This window comes from Nostoc sp. CHAB 5836, from assembly GCF_020829445.1.
Lineage (GTDB): Bacteria > Cyanobacteriota > Cyanobacteriia > Cyanobacteriales > Nostocaceae > Nostoc.
The window spans coordinates 1-26,796 of sequence record NZ_JAIVFV010000053.1 but is presented as its reverse complement, the minus strand read 5'-3'; the positions used below and the strand labels follow the sequence as shown (position 1 = coordinate 26,796).

Here is a 26,796-nt window from a genome sequence, read left to right as displayed (position 1 = left end):
AATTAACAAACAATGAATATTCCATCTGATGCATATACTACTAACGGTTCAGAAATAGCAATTATTGGATTAGCAGGAAGATTCCCTGGAGCTAAAAATGTTGATGAATTTTGGCATAATCTCCAAAATGGGGTAGAGTCAATTTCTGTTTTTAGTGATGAAGAACTATTGGAAGCACGAGTTGATGCAGCGCTTCTCAATAATCCTAATTATGTTAAAAGAAACGCTGTCATAGAAGATGCAGAACTTTTTGATGCTGATTTTTTTGGTTTTAATCCCAGAGATGCAGAAATAACTGACCCGCAACACCGGATTTTTTTAGAATGTGCTTGGGAAGCGCTGGAAAAAGCAGGATATAATTCTGAAACATACAATGGTTCTATAGGTGTTTTTGCTGGTTCTAGCTTAAGCAGTTATTTACTAAACATTTATCTTAATCCAAATATTAGAAACTCACTAGACGAACATAAAATAGCGATCGCAGCTGATAAAGATTATCTTACTACACGTACTTCTTACAAACTTAATTTAACGGGGCCTAGCTATACAGTTCAAACAGCTTGCTCAACCTCATTAGTAGCCGTACATTTAGCCTGCCAAAGTTTGCTCAACGGTGAATGCGATATGGCTTTGGTTGGCGGTGTTTCCATTAGCGCATCAAGAAAAGCTGGCTATCTTTATCAAGAGGGAGGTATTAGTTCTCCTGATGGATATTGCCGCGCCTTTGATGCTAAAGCACAAGGAACTGTGGGTGGAGAAGGTGTAGGAATCGTCGTTTTGAAAAGATTAGAAGATACTTTAAATGATAGAGATTTTATCCATGCTGTAATTAAAGGTTCAGCAATAAATAACGACGGATCAAACAAAGTTAGCTACACCGCACCCCGTATAGAAGGTCAAGCTAAAGTTATCAAAACGGCTCAAGTTGTTGCAGAGTTAGAAGCAGAAACAATAACTTATATTGAAGCTCACGGAACTGGAACATCTTTAGGAGATCCAATTGAAATTGCGGCACTAACACAAGCATTCCAAAGCAGTACAAAAAAGAAAAGTTTCTGTGCAATTGGTTCCTTAAAAACAAATATTGGGCATTTGGATGCAGCTGCTGGTGTTGCAGGTTTAATTAAAACAGTCTTAGCTCTTAAACACAAACAAATTCCTCCTAGCCTGCACTTTGAAGAACCAAATCCTCAAATTGATTTCGCCAACAGTCCCTTTTATGTCAATAACAAATTATCAGAGTGGAAAACTAAGGGTACACCACGTCGAGCAGGTGTGAGTTCTTTTGGCATTGGTGGGACTAATGCCCATGTAATTTTAGAAGAAGCTCCAGTTTTTACACCCGAAGAGAGTGTTTCTCGCCCCTGGCAATTGTTAGTTATCTCTGCCAAAACTCAAACTGCTTTAGAATCAGCTACATCTAACCTTGCTAATTATTTAGCACAGTATCCTGATAGCAATCTTGCTGATATAGCTCATACTTTGCAAGTTGGTCGTCGAAATTTTAACCATCGTCGAGCGTTGCTATGTCAGGATATTCCAGATGCTATAAAAATACTAACTGCGCCAAACCAAGAAAGAGTTTTAAGTAATTTTTCCGAAAACCGTAACCATTCAATTGTGTTTATGTTTCCCGGACAGGGAGCGCAGTATGTAAATATGGGACGGGAATTATATGAAACAGAACTGATTTTTCGAGAACAAGTTGATGATTGCTGTGAATTACTTAAACCACATTTAAAGTTAGACCTGAAAGATATACTTTATCCCACAACATTAGAAACTACAGCAGAACAACTTAAACAAACCTCTTTAACGCAAGCCGCGCTATTTGTGATTGAATATGCCCTTGCTAAACTTTGGATGGCGTGGGGTGTCCATCCGCAAACAATGATTGGTCACAGTATCGGCGAGTATGTAGCCGCTTGTATTTCAGGAGTCTTTTCTTTAGAAGAAGCATTGACTTTAGTCGTAATTCGCGGACGACTAATGCAACAAGTCGAACCAGGTTCGATGCTTTCCGTTTCTCTATCTGCCAGAGAAATACAACCTATGTTGTTGGGTTCAGAACTTTCTTTAGCAGCTAGCAATGCTCCATCCCTTTGTGTGGTTTCTGGTGCTACTAATGCAATAGAACTATTACAAGATAGTTTGATAGCGCAAGGTGTTGATTGTCGCCGCCTGCATACATCTCATGCTTTTCATTCCCAGATGATGGAGCCGATTTTAGAGCCATTTATGCGGCAAGTTAAAGAAGTCAACCTGAAATCACCTCAAATTCCTTTTGTGTCCAACGTTACCGGAACTTGGATTACGGCAGAGCAGGCGACCGATCCTGACTACTGGGCTAGACATCTGCGACAACCCGTATTATTTAACGAGGGAATCGCCGAAGTGCTGCAACAGCCTGAGCGAACCCTATTGGAAGTTGGCCCAGGACGAACATTAACTACCTTAGCCAAACGACAGTTGGTTTCACAGGCTATAGTTCTAACTTCGTTGCGGCATCCCCAAGAGCAAATTTCTGATGTTGCATTTTTGCTTAAGACTCTCTCTCAGCTTTGGCTTTCAGGATTGCAAATAAATTGGGCAGGTTTTTATACAAAAGAGCGACGCAGACATATTCCTTTGCCTACCTATCCTTTTGAACGTCAGCGTTACTGGATTGAAGCAAACCCCGAAACTGCGTTATCAAAAGCATCGCAAAAATCATTAGGTAAAAAGCCAGATATTGCCGATTGGTTTTATATACCAATCTGGAAACAATCTACACCACTTGAGTTTTTTCAAGGGAAAGAACTAGTAATTGATAAAAACACTCGTTGGTTAGTTTTTATCGATGAATATGGAATTGGAGATGAAGTTGTTAAACGACTCGAACAGCAAAATTATGTTGTTACAGTTAGGGTTGCAGAGAAATTTACTAAGCTGAATGAATATACATATACTATTAACCCCCGACAAAGCGATGACTACAATACTTTGTTTCAAGAACTCCGAAAAGATAGCTTGATTCCAAATGCGATCGCTCACTTTTGGAGCATTACGCCAAATGATACTTTATCTGGCAATGAGTTCAAAAAACAAATTTCTGAAGATTCCCAAAATCTCGATTTTTGGAGTTTATTGTATTTAACACAGGCAATAGGGAAGCAAAATATCAGCGATTCCCTGAAGTTGAGAGTCGTAACTAACAATTTATATAATGTCATTGGTGACGAAAAGTTATGCCCAGAAAAGGCAACTATATTGGGGCCGTGTAAGATAATTCCCAAGGAATATCCAAATATTAATTCCTGTCTTATCGATGTAGTAATTCCTGCTTTTAACACCTCACCAACACAAAAGTTTATTGACTATCTGATTACAGAACTGGCAACAGAGCAAACTGATAATATAGTTGCTTACCGTGGATATCATCGCTGGATTCAAACCTTTGAAGCTGTTCGTCTGGATGAAAGCACCCCAGCTAAAACTAAGTTAAAGCAAGGAGGAGTTTACTTAATTACTGGTGGACTTGGTGGCATAGGTTTGGTGTTGGCGGAATATTTAGCAAAGACAGTACAAGCTAAGTTAATTTTAATTGGAAGAAAGGGATTACCAGAGCGATCGCACTGGAATCAATGGCTAGAAACTCATGATAGTAAGGATAGTGTTAGTTGCAAAATCCAAAAAATCCTAGCACTTCAAGAGTTAGGATCAGAAGTTGAGGTTAAAAGTGCCGATGTAGCCAACTACGAAGAAATGCAGGTAGCCATTACTGAAGCCTTAGAAAAATTTGGTCAAATCAATGGTGTTATTCATGCAGCAGGTATTGCTGGTGGTGGCATAATTCAACTAAAAACAGAAGATGTAGCAAACAGCGTATTAGCACCAAAAGTAAAGGGCACATTAGTATTAGAGGAAATATTAAACTTAAAAAATATTAATTTAGATTTCTTAGCACTTTGTTCATCCCACAGTTCTATATTGAGTGAATTCGGACAGATCGATTATTGTGCAGCTAATGCATTTTTAGATGTTTATGCATACGAGCGTACTTCTAAATCTGACCAATTTACAGTGGCAATTAACTGGGGTAGTTGGCAAGAGGTAGGCATGGCAGTAGAGACAGCACTACCAGAACAATTAAAACTCCAACGTGAAGAGAATCTCAAAAAAGGAATATTATCTCAAGAAGGTGCTGAAGCTTTTAATCGTATTTTACTAAGTAGCTTGCCTCATGTTGTTGTGTCCCCGCAAGACTTCCAAAAAGTAATTGAGCAGGACAATGCTTTCAATTATCTAGAAAAAGAATTAACACTTTTATCAGAGATATCGACAACAAATATTGCCCAACTCAGCCATCCACGTCCAAATTTAGCAAATGCTTATGTTGCTCCTCGTAATGAAGTTGAGCAGACCCTTACTAACATTTGGCAACAATTTCTAGGAATCGAAAAGGTTGGGATTTATGACAATTTTTTTGAGTTGGCAGGAGATTCAATCATTACAATTCAAATTGTTGCCAAAGCTAACCAATTAGGTTTAAAGTTAACTTCTCAACAAATGTTTTTGCACCAAACTATTGCTGAACTAGCAACAGCAACAGGTGTGGCTGAAATTAACCGCTCTGAAGAAGTTTACCTAACACCTTTTCAGCATCGATTATTTACTCAAAATCAGCTAAACGTATATTATTTGAGCCAGTCTTTATTGCTGGAAATACAACAAATATGCAATCCCCAAGTATTAGAGCAAGCTGTAAGATATGTAATTGAACACCACGATGTATTTCGTCTGCGTTTTATTCAAAAAGAATCTGGCTGGCAGCAAATTGAAGCTCATATTAATGATATGATGGTATATGAAGATATCGATTTATCTTCACTTCCAGAAAATGAGCAAGAATATGCTTTTGAGTCTGCGATTAGACAATTACAAAGTAACTTAAACTTCACTGAAGGGCCAGTTGTAAAAGTTGCTTTTATTAAATTGCGATCGCAGCAAAATAGCTACCTCTTAATTACCATCCACCATCTTTTAGTAGATGCTGTTTCTTGGCAGATTTTGCTAGAAGATTTACAAATAGCCTATCAGCAACTCAGTCAAGGGAACGCAATACATTTGTCTGATAAAAGTACTTCATTCCAGCGATGGACGCAGTGTGTGCAAGAGTACGCTCAGACTTCTGAAATCATCCAAGAGCAAGACTATTGGTTAGCAAAAGCCCAAAAACCTTTCCGCAGTCTACCTGTTGACTATTCTACAACTGAAAATACAGTAGCTAACGCTGACATAGTATCAATCTCTCTGGATAAAAAGGAAACGCAAGCTTTATTAAAAAATGTAAATAAAGCTTATAACACCCAGATAAACGATGTTTTACTAACAGCCTTAGTGCAAGCTTTTGCAAAGTGGATGGGAGAGAAGCAACTATGGGTAGATATAGAAGATAATAGTCGAGAGACAATTTTTAAAGATGTAAATAATATATCCCTGCCCCGTACGGTTGGTTTATTTACAACTTGCTTTCCAGTCCTTTTAGATATAACAGAAACTTCCGATCAAGGAAGTGCATTGATAGCAGTCAAAGAGTATTTACGTAGCATTCCAAATAAAGGAATTGGGTACGATATACTGCGCTATATAACCAGCAATCCAGAAATAAACTCCAAGTTAAAATCTTTTCCCCAACCTCAAGTAAGTTTTAATTACTTAGGTAATTTTGACCCTGTGAGATTGCAGTCATCTTTATTTAACTTAACTGGGCAGTCTTTTCAAGTCAGCCAAAGTAAAAATGCAAATCGATTTTACTTATTGGAGATTAACGGGATTGTTGTTCAAGATCAACTGCAATTTAATTGGACTTATAGCACAGCAATTCATCGTCGAGAAACAATTGAAACTTTAGCAAAAAACTTCATTGGAGCTATACAAAGCATCATTGCTCACTGTCACTCCCTAGAAATAGAAAAATATACACCTTCTGATTTTCCCAGAGCTAACTTGAGCCAACAAGACCTAGATAAATTTCTGGCAAAAATTAACACAGCAAGTGAGAAAAAAGCACAATGAAAGCAGAAAATGTCGAGGACATTTATGAACTTACACCCGTACAAAAGGGTATGCTCTTTCACTGTTTGTATGCCAGCGAATCAGCACTATACTTTTTTAACCACACCTTAACTTTGCATGGTAATCCAAATGTAGAGGCTTTTGAGCAAGCATGGCAACAAGTGGTAGATAGACATACAGTCTTGCGTACAGGATTTTTTTGGGAAGATATTGATAATCCATTACAAGTTGTTTATAAACACGTAAAAATTACCTTAAGTCAGTACGATTGGCGTGGTATTGAAGAAGCAGAACAACAAGAGCGATTGAAATCATTTCTAGAGAGCGATCGCAAATTAGGTTTTGACTTTTCTCAACCATGTCTAATGCGTCTAACTTTGATTCGTCTTGCTGATGAACGCTATGAATTTATTTGGAGTAATCACCATATAATCATAGACGGATGGTCTTGCCCGATTATATTAGAAGAATGCTTACAAATTTACGAAGCGCTTTGTGAATACAAAAACGCGACTTTAGCACTAGCTCGTCCTTTTAGGGATTATATCGACTGGTTGCAGCAACAAAATATAGCTAAGACTGAAAACTTTTGGCGGCAAGCATTACAAGGAGTCAAAGCACCAACTCCCCTAACTTATATAGAAAATAACCAATTATCTAATCAACAGGAAAGGTACGACGAAGAGAGAATTCAACTATCGGCAGCAACTACAAAGCTACTACTATCTTTTGCTACCAAAAATCATCTTACCCTTGCCACCTTAGTTCATGGAATATGGTCTATTCTCCTCAGTCGCTACACTTGTCGTAACAATATAATTTATGGATGTACTGTTACAGGAAGACCAGTTGACTTAGCCGAAGTAGATTCAATAGTTGGTATGTTTATAAATACCTTACCAATTAATGTCAAGTTGAATACTGAGCAACAGTTGTTGTCATGGCTACAAGATTTTCAGACTCAATTAGTAGAAGTGCGTCATCACGAATACACTCCGCTGACACAAATTCAGGGATGGACTGAAGTCCCCCGAAATTTACCTTTGTTTGAAACTATTGTGGTAGTTGAAAACCTTCCAATCAGTCAATTTGTAAGCAACTGGAAAGGAAATATACAATTTGAATCCACTGGAACTTATTACAGGAATAACTACCCTTTGAATTTAGTTATATATCCAGCAACCGAAATTATAGTGGCAATTTCGTATGATTCTCGGAGATTTGATATTGCTACAATTACCGGGATAATTAGAGATTTTCAAACATTGCTACAACAAATCATGACTAATCCTTATATTCCAATAAAGGACTTGTCATTTTTGATACCTCAACAGCAGAAAATAACAACTGCTTTACAAGAAGAAGCATTATTTGATTTGGAATTAGCTCCAATGTTTTAAATTATTCGCAGTCAACAAGCAATTATTTAGTATCTATTTCATGCAATTAATAACTGAGTGGGTCGATTTATAAAGTACTTCAAAAGTAGTTATCTTGATTATTGCCAATAATGAAAAATATTTATCAAATTCATGAGAATTGATAATATTCAAGAGGATAAAAATATGATTGTTTCATCTGCAATAGAAAGAAGATATAAACTCTCAAGTAATGAATTTAAGAAAGATTATGTTGAATTAGGAAAACCAGTCATAATTTCTGGAGTAATTTCAAGCTGGAATGGCTATGATAAATGGTCTTTAAAATACCTTAAAGATTTATCTCCTTCTCTAAATATTTACGCAAAGAAATTTAGTGACAAGGGAATCGAGATATGTAGTCTGACAATGGAAAGATATATTGAATTAATAGAAAATTATGAAGAAGATCCTAAAAATCATACTCGACCACCATATTGTCATGACCTACCTTTATTTAGCTTAATACCTTCTTTAGTGGAAGATGCTCAACCATTTCCTTTTGATTATTTGCCAGAATGGTATTGGCACGAGTGGTGGCGTTACTGCCAGTTTTTCTTAGGTTCTTCCAATAGTATTACACCGCTACATTTTGATTGCCTTTTGACTAACAATATTTTTTTTCAAATTGTTGGACGGAAACAATTTACTATATTACTACCTGAAGATGCTAAATATTGTTATCGCAAAGGCTGGCGATGGTTTCTGGTTAATCCAGAAAACCCAGATTTAAATAAATATCCTGAATACAAAAATGCCAGACCAATTAAATTTATTGTAAATCCTGGAGATATTTTATATATGCCTCCCGGAACACTACATCATGTTAGGAGTTTAGATATGTCCATTTCTTTTAATATCGATTGGCATACCCAAAAAAGCTCACTGAATGCTCTAGCAGCTATTAGAAGAGGGATGCCAATTCAAAACTTATACTATAATTTTTTATTAGTGATGGGTTTAGTTTTCAAAGTACCTCCTCAAATTGTTTTTAAATTTTATAAATCTTATCTAAATTATATTTCTTAGAATTATCAACTTATCTAGTGTTGATAGCAAACTGAATCCATTTTATAATTTAAACAGAACACTCTCATGAATATTTTTGAAAAGTGTGAATCAAACGTCAGAAGCTATTGTCGTAGTTTTCCTGATATATTTCATAGAGCTAAAGGTTCGATAATTTATTCAGACTCAGGCAAAGAATATATTGATTTTTTTGCAGGAGCAGGTGCTTTAAATTATGGACATAACCATGACTATATAAAGCAAAAGGTTATGTCATATTTAGATGCCGATGGAATTGCACATGGTTTAGATATGTATACTTCGGCTAAAGAGAAATTTTTAGCTAAGTTTGATGAGGTAGTGCTAAGTTCAAGAAAACTTGATTATCGTATTCAGTTTTGCGGCCCAACAGGGACAAATGCAGTTGAAGCAGCTTTAAAGTTAGCCAGAAAAGTAAAACGAAGACCAGGTATATTCTCATTCATGGGAGCATATCATGGAATGACTTTAGGTAGCCTATCGATTAGTGGTAATATCGGAATTCGAGCAGGGGCAATTGGTACATCAAATCATGTAACATTTATGCCTTATCCCTATGGATTTATGGAAACTTTTGACACAATAGAATATATAGAAACAGTTTTAAATGATGTCAATTCTGGAATTGAAAAACCAGCAGCAATAATCTTTGAAACAGTGCAAGCTGAAGGTGGAGTTGTTATAGCTCCTATTGACTGGATACAAAGACTAAGAAAGTTGTGTGACGAAAATGATATTTTATTAATCTGTGATGATATTCAAGTAGGCTGTGGTAGAACAGGGCCTTTCTTTTCTTTTGACAGAGCAAATATTGTTCCTGATATGGTAATACTTTCTAAATCTATTAGTGGGTATGGTTTTCCAATGTCGCTATTATTGATTAAGCCAGAGTTAGATATATGGGAACCGGGTGAACATAATGGTACTTTTAGGGGTAATCAATTGGCATTTGTAGGAGCAACAGCTGCTCTAGAATATAGAGAAAGTTGTAATTTTGAACAGGATGTTAAGGCTAAAGAGCTTTTGTTGAAAAATTTTCTAACTCAACAAATATTACCAATTAGCGAGAAAATAGCAATTCGCGGAATTGGAATGATTTGGGGTATTGATGTTAAAAACTTTGGTGGTAGTAGTTTAGCTAAAAGTATTACATCGCGTTGTTTTGAACTAGGATTAATAGTTGAACGAGCAGGCAGAAATGATACTGTTATAAAAATTTTGCCGCCTTTAATCATTGATATGTCTACCTTGGAAAAAGGATGTTCAATTATCAAAAAAGCTTTTGATGACTGTATACATTAGTAAAGTTAAATATTAGTATTTATATAGCAATCTGATTTGATTCCTGAATTACTCGTAGAGACTGGGGACTGGGGACTAGGGACTGGGAAGAAGGAATAAAGGTGTACTGAGTTTTTTTCAAAAATCAAATATGAGTCTTATAATTCAGCAAGTAATTGGTTACAAGGAGAAAAATATGGGTATACATCTAGATTCAAATGACTCATTCTCTCAAAAAGTTTATTGGATAAATAAACTATCAGGAGAATTACCAGAAACAAATCTGATGCTAGACTATGTCAGACCTTTGTTTTCTAGTGGGAAAAACAAATCTTTTAGCTTTGATTTATCAGATACTTTATCTCAAGCAATTATTAAGTTAGGTAAAGGCTCTTATTTTTCAATTTACTTGATACTTCTATCTGTATTTAATATATTGCTACCAAAATATACTAGAAATAATGATATTATTGTCGGAATACCAGTATATGATAAAATTGGTATAGATTGCATAAATACCAAAGTTATTCCTTTGCGTACTCAAGTCAAACCTCAACTTTCATTCAAAGATTTACTTTTGCAAGTTAAAGATGCTGCGATCGCAGCTTACAGTCATCAGAACTATAATTTTGATGAACTAATTGATTTATTGGCTCTACCAACAAGCCCTAATCAGCATCCAATTTTTGATATAGTAGTTTGTTTAGAAAATATTCATCTTAAAAGCAATTTAAACCAACTCAATAATGACATAACAATTTCTTTTAAGGTTAACGGTGAAAATATTAGTGCAGACATAGATTATAAGGAACATCTGTTTGAAGATGAAAATATAAAATTCATGAGTAGATATTATACCAATATTCTTGAAAATGTTATAAATAATATTCATACTCAAACTTCTGATGTTGTTCTATTGAAAAAATTTGAGCGATACCAGTTATTAACAGAATTTAATAACAACATTAAACAATATCCAGTTGAAAAGACGATAAATCAACTATTTGAAAAGCAAGTATCTCAAACTCCAAACAATATAGCTGTCATTCATCAACAAAATAAACTAACGTACCAAGAACTAAATTGTCAAGCTAATCAACTAGCTGAATTATTACGGAAATTAGGAGTCTGCAAAGGAGAGTTTGTAGGCATTTTTAAAGACCGCGACATCAATTTTCTTGTTGCTATTCTTGCTATATATAAGGCAGGTGGAGCATACGTACCCATTGATAGTACCTATCCACCAAATCGAATTAAATATATGCTATCTAATAGCGAAGTTAAATTGCTATTAACAGATTTTTCCCTATTTAATCTTCTACCGGGACTGGTAGAAGGCTGTTCAGAATTATCATCTATTATTTGTTTAGATAGCATTGTTAATCAAGATATACCGCTTGCTAAACAAATAGGATTAAAAATATATGATAAACTTGATTTTAAGCAACTATCTAATGATAATGTAGAAGTTATAAATGATGCTGTTGACCCAGCTTATATGCTTTATACTTCCGGGTCTACAGGATTACCAAAGGGGGCAATTGTCAGGCATGATGGTGCAATCAATCATATTTATGCCCAATTTGATGAGTTGGAGTTAACACAGGAGTTTTGTTTTCTCCAAAGCGCTCCGTCTTCTACAGATATTTCTGTATGGCAATTTTTAGCACCACTTTTAATCGGTGGTAAGACAGTAATAGTAGATATAGAAACCGTTGCTATTCCTGATAAACTATTTCAAGCACTCAAATCACAAAAAATTACAGTTGTTGAATTAGTACCAGCATTATTTGGAGGCTTGCTTGAATATACTTCCCAACTACCAATTCATGAAAGAGAATTACCATGTTTAAAATGGATGATGGTTGTGGGGGAACCAGTATCAGTAAGTTGGGTAAATAAATGGCTTGAGATATATCCCGAAATCAAAATTGTTAACGCTTATGGCCCTACTGAAGCTGCTGATGATATTACTCAGTTTATCGTTGACAAGCCTTTACCAGAAAATCAGCGAACAGTTCCAATTGGGAAACCATTAGCCAACTTAAATCTCTACATCTTGGATAGAGAAATGCAACTATTACCTATTGGTGCTCCTGGAGAGATTTGTGTATCGGGAATTGGTGTAGGTGATGGGTACTGGAAAAATGAAGAAAAAACTAATTTAAGCTTTGTTCCCAATCCGTTTACAGATGTTAGCCAGAAATTACCAGAAAATCGCAGAGATTTAATCTATAAAACTGGAGATTTAGGAAGGTGGCTTCCTGATGGAAATATACAATTTCTCGGACGTATTGACCATCAAGTAAAGATTCGTGGTTTTCGCGTTGAACTGGGGGAAATTGAGACATTTTTGGGTCAGCATCCGAATGTACGTGAAAATGTAGTCGTGGTTCAGCAAGACGAACCAGGTAACTTGCAATTGGTTGCCTATGTGGTTGCTAAGACAGAAGCAGTTCCTAGTATTAGTGAATTGCGTAGCTTCTTAAAAGAAAAATTACCTGACCACATGTTACCTTCTGCTTTTGTAATGCTAGAAAATCTACCGCTAGCACCTAGTGGTAAGGTAGACCGTAAAGCTTTACCCAAACCAGATAATCTTCGTCCGCAATTAGAAACAGTTTACGTATTGCCGCGAAATGAAATGGAACACGCAATTGCTGATATTTGGCAAAAAATACTTAAGGTGGAAAAAGTCGGTATTCAAGATAACTTTTTTGAACTTGGTGGTCATTCACTAAATGTGCTTCAAGTTTACAGTAAAGTACGAGAACTTTTTAAAGCTGACTTGGTAATAACTGACCTGTTTAAATATCCAACAATTAGCTCCATTTCTCGATATTTAAGTCAAGAAGAAAATGATGAAAGCTTTACCAATCAAAGTAATGAATTAAATGAACAGTTAGAAGCTGGTAAAGCCAGATTAAAACAACGCTTTTTACAGAAAAAACAACAGAATGTTTAATAGTAACTAATAAATAACTAATATTAATCATGGAGAACTCAGAAACATCAAGTAATAGAAATGGTCTGGAAATAGCTATTATTGGGATGAGTGGCTGTTTTCCAGAGGCTCAAAATATTCAGCAGTTTTGGCAAAATCTTCGAGACGGAGTAGAGTCAATACATAGATTTAATGACCAAGAATTAAAAGATTTAGGTGTAGATGCGGCTTTATTGAACGACATCAATTATGTGAAAGCGGAAGGTGTAGTCGAAGGTATAGATTTGTTTGATGCTTCATTCTTTGACATCAGCCCTAGAGAAGCTGAAGTCATCGACCCTTCACTCCGTTTTTTCTTGGAATATTCATGGAAAGCACTTGAGGATGCTGGTTATAGTTCAGATATCTATACAAAACCAATTGGGGTTTACGCTGGTACAAGTTTTGGCAGTTATCTACTTAATATTTATTCTAATTACGAGCTTATATCCTCTGTAGGTGATAAACAGATAGAAAAAGGAACTTCTCCAGATTATGTTACTACACTTGCTTCTTATAAATTAAATTTGCAGGGGCCAAGTTTTGCGGTGCAAACTACTTGCTCAAGCTCATTGGTTGCTGTACATTTAGCCTGCCAAAGTCTGCTCAGTGGTGAGTGTGATATTGCTTTAGCAGGGGGAGTTTCAATATCTACAGCAAATGGTTATTTATATCAAGATGGAGGTATTGAATCTCCTGATGGACATTGCCGTGCTTTTGATGCAAAGGCTGCGGGAACAGTAAAAGGAAGAGGTTTGGGTCTTGTAGTTTTAAAGCGTTTAGAAGAAGCGATCGCAGATGGCGATTGCATCCATGCTATTATCAAAGGCTCTGCGATTAATAACGATGGGTCAAATAAAGTTAGCTACACAGCACCCAGCGTAGATGGCCAAGCTAAGGTAATAAGAGCAGCCCAGGTTATGGCTGAGGTGGAACCCGATACCATTAGCTACATTGAAGCACATGGAACCGGAACTTCTTTAGGAGACCCTGTTGAAATCGCTGCTTTAACACAAGCTTTCCGTACTAAAACTCAAAACAAGGGATTTTGTGGCATTGGTTCTGTGAAAACCAATATTGGACATTTAGATTCAACTGCTGGAGTAGCAGGTTTGATTAAAACTGTATTAGCTCTAAAACACAAACAAATTCCCCCCAGTTTGAACTTTGAAGAACCATCACCCCAAATTGATTTCACCAATAGTCCCTTCTATGTAAACAATAAATTATCTGAGTGGAAAACTAACGGCACTCCTCGTCGTGCGGGTGTTAGTTCCTTTGGTTTTGGCGGGACAAATGCCCATGTAATTTTAGAAGAAGCTCCCATAATTAAATCATCTAGTCGTTCTCGGACTTGGCAACTATTATTACTTTCAACTAAGACGAATACAGCACTAGAAACTGCTACAGAAAATCTGGTTAATTATCTACAAAATAACTCAAATATAAACCTTGCGGATGTTGCTCATACCTTGCAATTAGGGCGGTGGAATTTGAACCATCGCCGAATGGTAGTTTGCCAAAACCAAGAAGATGCAATCAATGCATTGCAAGATCCTCAAAGAGCTTTCACCCATTACCAAGAACCTTGTAATCGTCCGGTTGTATTTATGTTTTCCGGACAAGGTTCGCAATATGTAAATATGGGTCGAGAATTATACGAGAGTGAAACCGTATTTAGACAGCAAATTGATTACTGCTGCGAACTCCTCAAACCTCACTTGGAATTAGACTTGCGTACAGTTCTTTATCCCAGTGCGGAAAAAGCTCAAGAAGCAACACAAAAGTTGCAGCAAACAGCAATTACTCAACCTGCGTTGTTTGTGATTGAATATGCTATGGCCAAGTTGTGGATGGCATGGGGTGTGCACCCTGAGATGATGATTGGTCACAGTATAGGGGAATATGTAGCTGCAACGATCGCTGGAGTTTTCTCTTTGGAAGATGCCCTAGCCATAGTTGCAATGCGAGGAAAACTAATGCAGCAGTTGCCTGGTGGTGCTATGCTCTCTATTCAGCTTCCAGAACAGGAAGTACAACAACTGCTAGAAAAGGAAATCTCTCTAGCTGCGAGTAATTCACCTTCTTCTTGTGTGGTGTCTGGGGCGACAGAAGCAATAGAGAAATTACAACAGAAGCTACAAGAAATAGGTGTAAATTTTAGATGTTTGCATACTTCCCACGCCTTTCATTCTCATAAGATGGAACCCATCATTGAGACTTTCATCCAGTCATTACAAAATTTAAAACTTAATTCCCCAAAAATTCCGTTTATTTCTAATGTTAGTGGAACTTGGATTACCGCAGAAGTAACAGATCCTAACTATTGGGCTAGACATTTAAGACAACCAGTACGCTTCAGTTTAGGAATCGCAGAATTGCTTAAACAATCAGAGCCAATACTGTTGGAAGTTGGGCCGGGACGGACGTTAACTAGTTTGGCGAAACAACATCAAACAGATAAACTGATAGCACTAACCTCTATACGGCATCCTCAAGAGCAACAATCAGATGTAGAATTTTTACTTAACACTTTGGGTAGGCTTTGGTTAGTAGGAATTCAAATTGATTGGTCAGGTTTTTATGTAAATGAAAAGCGTCATCGTATACCCTTACCTACTTATCCTTTTGAACACCAGCGTTACTGGATTGAGGTAAATCGAAATGCAACTTTGGCAATGATGTCGCCAAAAACGTCAGATAAAAAGCCAGATATTGCTGACTGGTTCTACATTCCTCGCTGGAAAGAATCGACACCAATTGAGTTTTTGCAACCGCAAAGTCTGGTAGAACAAAAGTCATGTTGGTTAGTGTTTATCGATAATTATGGAGTGGGAGTAGAAATTGCTGAACGACTTAAACAACAAAGTCAGGATGTGATTTTTGTTAGGGTTGCAGATAAATTTTCTAAGCTTGATGAGTGTATATACACAATCAATCCTCAACAAAAGGATGATTACGATACTTTACTAGAAGTATTAAAAGAACAGAATTTGATTCCACAAGCGATCGCACATTTTTGGAGCATTACTCCTAACGATATTTTACCTAGTCAAGAGCTAGAGCCACAAGTACAATATCAGTTTTTTGAAGATTGCCAAAATCTTGGTTTTGATAGTCTGCTATTTCTGACACAAGCCTTGGCAAAACAAAATATAATTGAGCCAATAAAGTTAATGGTTATCACCAGTAATCTACATGATATAACTGGTAGCGAAGATTTATGCCCTGAGAAGGCAACTATATTAGGGCCATGCAATGTAATTCCACAAGAGTATCACAATATAACTTGCTGTTGCTTTGATATTGTACTGCCAAAATCTGGAATTAAGCCATCACAAACACTGATAGAGTTACTGCTTACAGAATTTACAGCCCCAATAACTGAGAACTTAATTGCTTATCGTGGCAATCATCGCTGGATTAAAACTTATGAAGCTGTACATTTAGATGAAGGTATTATCAGCAAAACCAAGTTGAGAAAAGGGGGTGTTTACCTAATCACTGGTGGGCTTGGTCGCATTGGTTTAGCAATGTCAGAATACTTAGCAAAAACAATGCAGGCTAAGTTAGTTTTAATCGGTAGAAAAGGCATACCTGAAAGACATCAATGGTCTGAATGGCTACTAAATCATGATGAATCTAATGAAGTTAGCCAGAAGCTAAAAAAGGTAATGAGGCTTGAAGAATTAGGTGCTGAAGTTCGTGCGATCGCTGCTGATGTAGCCAATGAACAACAAATGCAACAAGCTATAGCGTTAGCTAATGAAAGTTTTGGTAAAATTAATGGTGTGATCCACGCAGCCGGAATTAATGACGATGCGTATTACACTATCGAAGAAAGTTCTAAAACTCAAAGTCAATTACAATTTCATCCTAAAGTTTATGGACTATTTATTTTAGAAAAAGTTTTGCAATCTCAAAAGTTAGATTTTTGTTTATTCACATCTTCCTCATCATCTGTTTTAGGAGGTTTAGGGTTAACTTCATATTCTGCCGCCAACATTTTTATGGATGCTTACGCTCAGAAGCAAAACCAGATAAATTTGTTTCCTTGTATTAGTGTGAACTGGGATACTTGGCAATCTCAAGAAGACGATATACAGGATTTAACTGTGGGATTAGCGTTAGAAAAATTACGCATGACATGGGAAGAAGGTATAGATGTCTTTAACCGTGTATTATCTCTAACTAAAACTCCTCAAATTGTTGTTTCTGCGGGAGAATTACAACCGAGAATTGAGCAATGGATAAAACGAAACTTTTTACAAAACAAGGAATCATCAAATAATCCAAATACTTTATCGCTCTATTCCAGAGCAAACTTACAAAGTGAGTATGTCCCAGCTAGCAACAATGTAGAGCAAATAGTTGCTACAACTTGGCAAAAAGTTTTAGGAATTGAAAAAATTGGTATTTATGATAACTTTTTTGATTTGGGAGGTAGTTCTCTCATCGGTGTTGAGATTATCTCCCAGCTACAAAAAGAATTAAATGCTCATATTCCGATAATCAGCATTTATGAAAGACCAACTATCAGTTCACTTGCTGAGTTGTTAAGTAGCGATGAGCAAGCTTATTTGCAAAAAGATTCTTACCGAACTCAAACAAGGTCTGCTTCAATTAAACGTCGCAAACAAGCCAGACAAAATCATCGAAGGGCATCAATAATGGAAGATAATTAGTATTTTTAAACCTAGTTAAGGGTTTGTTGAGAAAATAAGGACTAAAGTCCTTACTACAAACTTGTTTACAAGCTAGTATTTTTGGTGTTAGTTAGTAGCAAGGCAATTAATAACCAAGATATATTCTGGAGTATAAAATGGCATTGAGTCAGCAGAGACAAGAAAAAACTCAGCAAAATTTCTTTCTTGAGAATGAGCTAACACTACAGTATGCAGTCGCTGAGGAAGTAATGCAGTTATTTGCACCATCTAAAAGTTTAATATCTATAGAAGCTAAGATGGGTGTTCAAACTGACACTTTAGTTGATGATTTCTTAAGTGCAATTAACACTAATTCGGATATTGATTTTAATGCATTAGTAGAAACGTTTTCTGATAGTCAAGTTCCTATTAATCCTGCTAATTTTGATAACTACCTTGATTATTTAGCAAATAATGTTATTAATCATTCAATACATACATCTTCACCACGATTTATAGGTCACATGACCTCTGCACTTCCCTGTTTTGTGCGACCGATCGCAAAATTGATGACAGCAATGAACCAAAATGTTGTCAAAATAGAAACAGCCAAAGCTTTTAGCCCTTATGAACGTCAGGCTTTGGCAATGATGCATAGATTGATTTATAACTTTTCTGATGAATTTTATACCGAACATATCCAAAATAGCCAAAGCACTTTAGGTATATTGGTTTCTGGTGGTACGGCCGCAAACATCATCGCCCTATGGTGCGCCCGTAATAAGTCTTTGGGTGCAAAAAATAGTTTTGCAGGTGTAGAAAAGGAAGGTTTAGCAGCAGCTTTAGATTACTACGGTTATCAAGGAGCCGTGATTATTGGCTCTGAATTGATGCATTATTCCTTTGATAAAGCCGCAGATTTATTAGGTATAGGTACAGATGGGTTGATAAAAATTCCTACTAATGGTAATAATCAAATAGACTTACCAGCTTTACATCAGGCTGTTGCCGATTGTCAGTCAAAAAATTTGCATATTATTGCGATCGTGGGCGTTGCTGGTACTACAGATTCCGGTAACATAGATTCACTTTTAGACATTGCAGATATTGCCCAAGCGGCAAATGTTCATTTTCATGTAGATGCAGCTTGGGGTGGCCCACTCATATTTTCTGAACAACATCGAGATAAACTTGTTGGTATTGAACGCGCTGATTCAGTCACAATTGATGGACATAAACAGCTGTATTTACCTATGGGTATTGGTATGGTATTTATGCGCGAACCATACTTAGCTTCATCGATTGAAAAAAATGCTAGCTACACTATGCGTAAGGGTTCATTCGATTTGGGAAAACGCGCTTTAGAAGGTTCTCGAGCTGGTATGGCATTATTTTTACATGCTGGGCTACACCTGATAGGACTTAAAGGTTATGAATTTTTAATTGATACAGGTATTGAGAAGACACAATATATGGCTGCTCAGATTACTACTATGCCTGAATTTGAGTTACTATCCCAACCGGATATAAATCTTCTTCTTTACCGTTATATCCCAGAATCTTTCAGAGAGCTTGCAGTTAAAAAGCAATTAACAGAAACTGATAATCAACAAATTAATAGATTTAATGAGCGCCTACAAAAAAGTCAACGTCAAGCTGGTCGTACTTTTATCTCGCGGACAACAAAAACAATTAGCTGTTTAGAAAAAGAAATTTCTGTTACTGCACTGCGTGCGGTAATCGCCAATCCACTCACAACTAAAGATGATATTGATGCAGTACTAAACGATCAAATTCAGATTGCTTTAGATTTATTAATATCAGATTCCTTAGAAGCGACTCCGAGCCTAGCATAGTTGCTGTAAATCAATTTAATTAGGTATTTTCACAATGAATAATTCTCAGGAATTTAATAACTTTGATGATAACGATGAGATAGCCATCATTGGTATAAATGGACGCTTTCCAGGCGCAAACAATGTTGATAAATTTTGGGAAAATTTGCGAGATGGAGTGGAGTCAATTTCTCATTTTACAGATGAAGAACTGCTAGCTTCGGGTATCGAGCCAACTTTGCTCAATGACCCAAATTATGTTAAAGCCAGCAGCATAGTGGAAGGTATCGAGTTATTTGATGCTGCATTTTTTGGATATACTCCTAGAGAGGCTGAAATCACAGATCCACAACATCGGATATTTTTAGAATCTGCCTGGGAAGCTTTAGAATCTGCGGGTTATGATTCTGAATCATATCAAGGTAAAATTGGGGTTTATGCTGGTGTAACTAATAGTAACTATTTATTTACAAATTTATATTCAAACCAAGACTTAATGGAGTCGGTAGATGCTTTAAATATTTTTATTGGTAATGAAAAAGATAACTTAAGCACGCAAACTTCTTACAAGTTAAATCTTACTGGCCCAAGTATAAATGTTCAAAATAATTGCTCTACATCATTAATAGCTGTACATTTAGCTTGTCAAAGTTTGCTATATGGAGAAAGTGATATAGCTTTAGCTGGTGGTGTTTCCATAGCCAAGCTACCCCAAAAATCTGGTTATCAATATCAAGAGGGGGTTCTTTGTTCGCCTGACGGGCACTGTCGGACTTTTGATGCCAACGCGAAAGGAACAATATTTGGCGATGGTTTAGGAATTGTTGTGTTGAAACGGTTGGCTGATGCTGTTGCTGATGGAGACTTTATTCATGCTGTAATTAAAGGTTCAGCTATCAATAATGACGGTTCTTTAAAAGTTGGTTATACAGCTCCTAGTGTTAATGGTCAAAGAGAAGTAATTCTAGAAGCACTTGCTTTAGCTGATGTAGAACCCGATAGTATTTCTTATATTGAAGCTCACGGAACTGCAACTCCCTTGGGAGATCCGATTGAAATCAAGGCTCTTACACAAGCTTTTCGTGCTAGCACAAATAAAAAAAGCTTCTGCGCTATTGGTTCAGTAAAAAGCAATATTGGACATCTGGATACAGCAGCCGGTGTAACAGGTTTAATTAAAACAGTCCTCGCATTAAAACATAAACAAATACCCCCTAGTTTACACTTTGAAAAACCCAACCCGGAAATAGACTTTGCCAATAGTCCCTTCTACGTCAACACCAAATTATCAGCGTGGAAAACTAACAACTTACCTCGCAGAGCAGGTGTTAGTTCTTTTGGGGTTGGCGGGACTAATGCCCATGTAATCTTAGAAGAAGCTCCAGTAATTGAAACATCCAATGCTTCTCGCCCTTGGCAATTACTATTACTCTCAGCAAAAACTAGCACAGCCTTAGAAAGTGCAACTACAAATTTAGCTACTTACCTCCAGCAACATCCCAATATCAACCTGCCTGATGTTGCTTACACTCTACAAGTAGGGCGTCGAGCTTTTGACCATCGGCGGCTGGTAGTTTGCCAAGACGTGAATGAGGCAGTCAAATTACTTAAAAATGAAGACTCAGAACGTGTTTTTAGCTACCACTGGAAACCAAGTCATTGCCCTGTCATTTTCATGTTTTCAGGACAAGGGTCACAATATGCAAACATGGGTCGGGAACTATATAAAGTTGAACCAATATATCGCAGACATATAGATACTTGCGTCAAAATTTTGCAACCTCACCTTGGTCTTGATATCCGTGGTTTCCTGTTTCCATCAGAAGAAATTGAAGCGGCTAACCAACAACCACAACAAATCGCTCTGACTCAACCAGCGTTATTTGTGATTGAGTATGCTCTGGCTAAGTTATTGATGTCATGGGGAGTGCGCCCAGAGGCAATGATTGGCGATGGTATCGGGGAATATGTCGCAGCTGCGATCGCAGGTGTGTTTTCCCTTGAAGATGCCGTATTCATCGTAGCAAATAAGGGACAACTGCGATCGCTCAAAAAAGTTCAACTCAATCCACCAGGTATTCGCTTTATTTCCAATCAGACCGGTAGTTGGATTACAGATGCACAAGCCACAAATCCTAACTATTGGAGCCAAAATTTACAACAAACTGTGAAGTTTTCTGATAGTATTTCTCAATTGTTAGAGCAGTTTGAAGGCGTTTTTCTGGAGGTGGGGCCGGGACAAAATTTAAGTACGTTAACCAAACAACATTTAGATGTCAATGCTAAACAATATGTACTGACTTCCTTACCCCATCTTCAAGAACAACAATCGGATGTGAGCTTTTTGTTGCAGACATTAGGGCAGTTATGGCTTTTTGGTGTTGATATAGATTGGTTAGGTTTTTATACCGAAGAACAGCGTCATCGTCTACCTTTACCTACCTATCCCTTTGAACGACAAAGATACTGGATTGAGGCGAAAAAGCAGGAGAAAGATGATGCTCATATAGTATCACTAACTAAAAAACCTGATATAGCCGACTGGTTTTATATTCCTTTTTGGAAGCCTTCTTTACCTCCAGTCGAACATGATAGCCAAGAATTATTAACTGAAAAATCTTGCACTTTGGTATTTATTGATGAGTGCGGCTTGGGTATTAAGTTGGTAAAACAACTAAAAAAACAAAACCAGAATGTAATTACTGTAAAAATTGCTGACAAATTTACCAAAATAGGCGAGTCTGAATATACTATCAATCCAGAAAGTTATCAAAATTACGATGTTTTATTCCAAGAATTGCTCAGACAAAAAAAGTTGCCAAAAACGATAATTCATCTATGGAATGTTACAAAGATCAGTGACCATGAATTAGAAATTGCAGAACTAGAACAAGCCCAAATCAAGGGATTTTATAGTTTATTATTTATTGCCCAAGCTTTGGGAAGACGAGAAACTAGTGATAATTTTAAAATCATAGTTATTTCTAACAACCTACAGCCAGTGACGGGAACTGAAGCGCTTTGTCCAGAGAAAGCTACTTTAATTGGCCCAATTAAAGTTATTACTCAAGAATATGCAAATATTAACTGTCGTAATATTGATGTTATCCTTCCTGCTAACGGCAGTTTGCAAGAAGAGAAACTTATAGAAAAATTACTGGCCGAACTGACGCTTGATAATTCGGAACAATTAATTGCTTATCGAGGTTTGAATCGTTGGGTGCAGAGTTTTGAGCCAGTACGTTTTGATAAAACTAAAATTAAAAAGCCTCGACTGCAAGAAAGAGGAGTGTATTTAATTACGGGTGGACTCGGAGGTATCGGACTTGTTTTGGCAGAATACTTAGCTCGAACTGTACAAGCAAAACTACTGTTAATAGGACGTTCTGCTTTACCTAAAAAAGCTGAGTGGTCTCAATGGCTGTCTACTCACGATGAGACTGATAGTACTAGCTGTAAGATTCGCAAAGTTCAAGAACTTGAAGACTTGGGTGCAGAAGTTTTAGCGATCGCAGCTGATGTCAGTAATATAGAACAAATGCAAAGTGCGATCGCTCAAGCTCAACAAAAATTTGGTCAACTAAATGGTGTGATCCACGCTGCTGGAGTTCCTGGAGGCGGTGTAATACAACGAAAAACTCCAGAAGAAGCAGAAAGTATTCTGACTCCGAAGGTAAAGGGGACAATAGTTATTGATACAATTGTCAAAGATATTGAGTTAGATTTCTTTATTTTAGTATCCTCAAATAGCTCAATTGTCGCGGAATTTGGACAGGTAGACTATTGTGCAGCCAATGCTTTTCTTGATGCTTTTGCTCATAGTAATGCTGCAAAACAGGGCAGATTTACCACCAGCATTAACTGGGATACTTGGCAAGAAGTTGGGATGGCAGTAAACACAAAATTACCGCAGCGACTCCAAGAATTGCGACTAGAAAATATTAAAATAGGTATATTACCTAATGAAGGTGTAGATGTGTTTATCCGTGTTTTGGAAAACACAATACCTCAAGTTGTCATATCTACCTCTAATTTATTGGATGTACTCCAACAGTACAATTCTAAAAACAAGACACCAAGCATAGAATTTTTAGAAACTGTCAATTCATCAAAATTAAAATATCCCCGTCCTGAACTAAATAATGATTATGTTGCTCCGCGAAATAAAAATGAGCAAAAACTAGTTGATATCTGGCAAGAAGTTATTGGAATTGAGAGGATAGGAATTTATGATAACTTCTTTGAACTAGGTGGTGATTCCCTCATAGGTATTCAAATTATTATGATCTTAAATAAAGCATTTGATTCCAATCTTTCTATTGCCAAGCTATATGAATGCCCAAATATAAGCTCTATGGCAAATATTTTTACTCCTGAAGAACCTCATGAAAATACTTTTGAGCAAAGGTTAAGTCGAGGACAAAGAAGAAGACAGATGAAAATGCAAATAAACTAAGTAAGTTGGCGCGAAAAAATTTAAATATGTTACAAAACGTAAATAAGCTTAAAACCCTTGTAAATGACAAAGGACAAATGACAAATGACAGCCTTAGCCAGTTAGCTTTAATTGCGCCGACTTACTTAAAACACAAATTTAATTTATCTGGTTAATCAAATTATGAATACCGAAATAGTACAAGAACTAACAGCACCAGATATAGCAATAGTAGGAATGTCTGGTCGTTTCCCTGGTGCCAAGAATATCGATGAGTTTTGGCATAATCTCAAAAATGAAGTTGAGTCTATTTCATTTTTCTCCAATGATGAGTTACCAGATTCAGATATTGAAAATGAATTTTTAAACGATCCCAATTATGTGAAAGCAGCACCGATATTAGCAGATATTGAACATTTTGATGCGAGATTCTTTGGTTACACTCCTAAAGAAGCTGAATTAATTGACCCTCAACATCGGCTTTTTATAGAATGTGCCTGGGAAGCTCTTGAAAATGCTGGATATGACCCAGAAACTTATGAGGGTTTAATCGGGGTTTATGCTGGTGTCAGCACAAACACTTACTTTTTTAATAATATATATAAAAACGTTAATCCTAGAGATATTTCCAATAACTATACTTTTAACAAAGATTTTTTGACCACAAATGTCTCATATAAATTAAATTTAAAGGGCCCAAGTGTAGGAATTCAAACTTACTGTTCTACTTCATTAGTTGCTTTACACTTAGCCTGCAAAAGTCTACTTGATGAAGAATGTGATATTGCTTTAGCTGGTGGAGTTACGATTATAGTTCCCCAAAAATCAGGTTATTTCTATGAGGAGGATGGAATTTTATCTCCTGATGGTCATTGTCGAGCCTTCGATGCTAAAGCACAGGGTACTGTTTTTGGCAGTGGACTTGGAATAGTCGTTTTAAAACGATTAAAAGATGCTATTGCAGATAAAGATTATATTCATGCAGTTATTAAAGGTTCAGCAATCAATAATGACGGTTCTTTGAAAGTTAGCTATACAGCACCTAGTGTAAATGGTCAGGCTGAAGTTATTGTAGAAGCTTTGGCAAATGCTGGAATAGATGCTGATGATATTTCTTATATAGAAACTCATGGAACTGGAACAGCTGCTGGAGATCCAGTGGAAATTGCTGCACTCACTAAGGCTTTTCGTGCTTTTACACAAAGAAATGGCTTCTGCGCTATCGGTTCAGTAAAACCAAATATTGGACATTTAGATATAGCCGCTGGAATAGCAAGTCTAATCAAAACTGTACAAGCATTAAAATCTAAAAAAATCCCTCCTAGCCTCAATTTTGAAGTTCCTAATCCGGAGATTGATTTTGTAAACAGTCCCTTCTACGTTAATACTAAACTTACCGAATGGAAAACTAACAATATTCCCCGAAGAGCAGGAATTAGTTCCTTGGGTTTTGGTGGGACTAATGCCCATGTAATTCTGGAAGAAGCCCCTGAAATTGAATATTTTGATCAGTCTAGACCTTGGCAATTGTTGTTAATCTCAGGCAAAACTAGCACAGCTTTAGAAACTGCAACTACCAATTTGGCTGCGTATTTAAAACAACATACAGATATAAATTTAGCTAATGTTGCTTATACTTTAAAAGTCGGTCGTAGAGCTTTTAACCATCGTCGAATATTAGTGTGCCAGAGTGTTCAAGATGCTGTAAGCGTTTTAGAAACACAGGAGTCGGAACGGATTTTTACTGTATGTCAAGAGCATAGAGAACAGCCAGTCATTTTCATGTTTTCAGGACAAGGCTCACAATATGCAAACATGAGTCGGGAACTATACGAAGTTGAACCGACATATCGCAGATACATAGATACTTGCGCCGAAATTTTGCAACCTCACCTCGGTTTTGATATCCGCCATCTACTCTTTCCAGAGCCAGAAGAAGTTGAAGATGCTAACCAAAAACTACAACAAACAGCCTTCACCCAACCAGCGTTATTTGTAATTGAGTACGCCCTGGCTCAGTTGTGGATGTCATGGGGAGTGCGCCCAGAAGCAATGATAGGTCATAGTATCGGGGAATATGTCGCAGCTGCGATCGCAAGTGTATTTTCTCTTGAAGATGTTTTAGCAATTGTGGCAAAAAGGGGACAACTGATGCAACAGTTACCTCCAGGGAGTATGCTGGCAATTCCACTACCAGAAAAAGAGGTGCGATCGCTGTTGGATGCACAGACGTTGTATAAGAACTCCTTAGAAATCGCAGCGATTAATACCCGAACTTCATGTGTAGTTTCTGGAACAAAAGAAGCGATCGCCACCCTACAAAACCAATTATCCTCTGAAGATGTTGAATGTCGTCTATTGCATACATCTCATGCATTCCATTCACAAATGATGTCACCAATATTAGAAGAGTTTGTGCAGTTGCTAAAAACAGTTCAACTGAATCCACCACGCATCAGCTTTATTTCTAATGTGACTGGTAGTTGGATTACAGATGCACAAGCCACAAATCCTAACTATTGGAGCCAACATTTAAGACAAACTGTGAAATTTTCCAATGGCATATCTCAACTGTTAGAGGAGTTTGCAGGTGTTTTTCTAGAAGTAGGGCCGGGACGAACTTTAAGCACGTTTGCTACACAGCATTTAGATATTAATGCTAAACAACGTGTACTGACTTCCTTACCTCATATTAAAAAGCAACAATCAGATGTGAGCTTTTTGTTGCAGACATTAGGTCGGTTGTGGCTTTTTGGTGTCGATATAGATTGGTCAGGATTTTATACTCACGAGCAGCGTCATCGTCTACCTTTACCTACCTATCCTTTTGAACGACAAAGATACTGGATTGATGCGAAATCTCCATCACCTTCTTTAAAGAATAAGCCAGCAACATTAGATAATAAGCAAGATATTACAGACTGGTTCTATGTTCCTTCATGGAAACGCTCTGTACTCACTCAATCAACCTCTTATAAACCAGAATCCACCAAAGAAAAATGGTTATTTTTTGTTGATGATTTTGGTGTAAGTGAAAAATTAATTAATAGATTAAAAATTAAAGTAGAAAATATAATTATAGTTAAGTATGGAG

General features: G+C 36.8%; 9 protein-coding genes. All 9 read left to right on the top strand.

What is annotated here, in order from left to right; all coding sequences use genetic code 11:
- Positions 1-12 precede the first annotated feature (12 nt).
- Positions 13-6,057 carry a type I polyketide synthase gene (locus LC605_RS13110; RefSeq protein WP_229547972.1) on the top strand — a complete coding sequence of 2,015 codons (6,045 nt, stop codon included), beginning with the start codon at positions 13-15 and terminating at the stop codon, positions 6,055-6,057.
- Complete coding sequence (locus tag LC605_RS13105; protein WP_229547971.1) at positions 6,054-7,457, top strand: condensation domain-containing protein; 1,404 nt, start codon at positions 6,054-6,056, stop codon at positions 7,455-7,457. The genes LC605_RS13110 and LC605_RS13105 overlap by 4 nt, the downstream gene beginning before the upstream one ends.
- Before the next feature lie 132 nt (positions 7,458-7,589).
- Complete coding sequence (locus LC605_RS13100; RefSeq protein WP_229547970.1) at positions 7,590-8,504, top strand: cupin-like domain-containing protein; 915 nt, start codon at positions 7,590-7,592, stop codon at positions 8,502-8,504.
- 66 nt (positions 8,505-8,570) lie between these two features.
- Positions 8,571-9,824 carry a diaminobutyrate--2-oxoglutarate transaminase gene (gene ectB, locus LC605_RS13095; RefSeq protein ID WP_229547969.1) on the top strand — a complete coding sequence of 418 codons (1,254 nt, stop codon included), beginning with the start codon at positions 8,571-8,573 and terminating at the stop codon, positions 9,822-9,824.
- A 130-nt stretch (positions 9,825-9,954) separates the two neighbouring features.
- Positions 9,955-12,768 carry a non-ribosomal peptide synthetase gene (locus LC605_RS13090; RefSeq protein ID WP_229547968.1) on the top strand — a complete coding sequence of 938 codons (2,814 nt, stop codon included), beginning with the start codon at positions 9,955-9,957 and terminating at the stop codon, positions 12,766-12,768.
- Between the two features lie 29 nt (positions 12,769-12,797).
- On the top strand, positions 12,798-17,471 hold the full coding sequence (locus LC605_RS13085; protein WP_229547967.1) for a type I polyketide synthase: 4,674 nt from the start codon (positions 12,798-12,800) through the stop codon (positions 17,469-17,471).
- 137 nt (positions 17,472-17,608) lie between these two features.
- On the top strand, positions 17,609-19,288 hold the full coding sequence (gene panP / locus LC605_RS13080) for a pyridoxal-dependent aspartate 1-decarboxylase PanP (protein WP_229547966.1): 1,680 nt from the start codon (positions 17,609-17,611) through the stop codon (positions 19,286-19,288).
- A 34-nt stretch (positions 19,289-19,322) separates the two neighbouring features.
- The gene (locus LC605_RS13075; RefSeq protein WP_229547965.1) at positions 19,323-23,723 is read left to right on the top strand and encodes a type I polyketide synthase; all 4,401 of its coding nucleotides are present in this window, start codon (positions 19,323-19,325) and stop codon (positions 23,721-23,723) included.
- Positions 23,724-23,885: 162 nt separating this feature from the next.
- Positions 23,886-26,796: type I polyketide synthase (locus LC605_RS13070; protein ID WP_229547964.1), on the top strand; the 2,911-nt coding region annotated here is incomplete at its 3' end.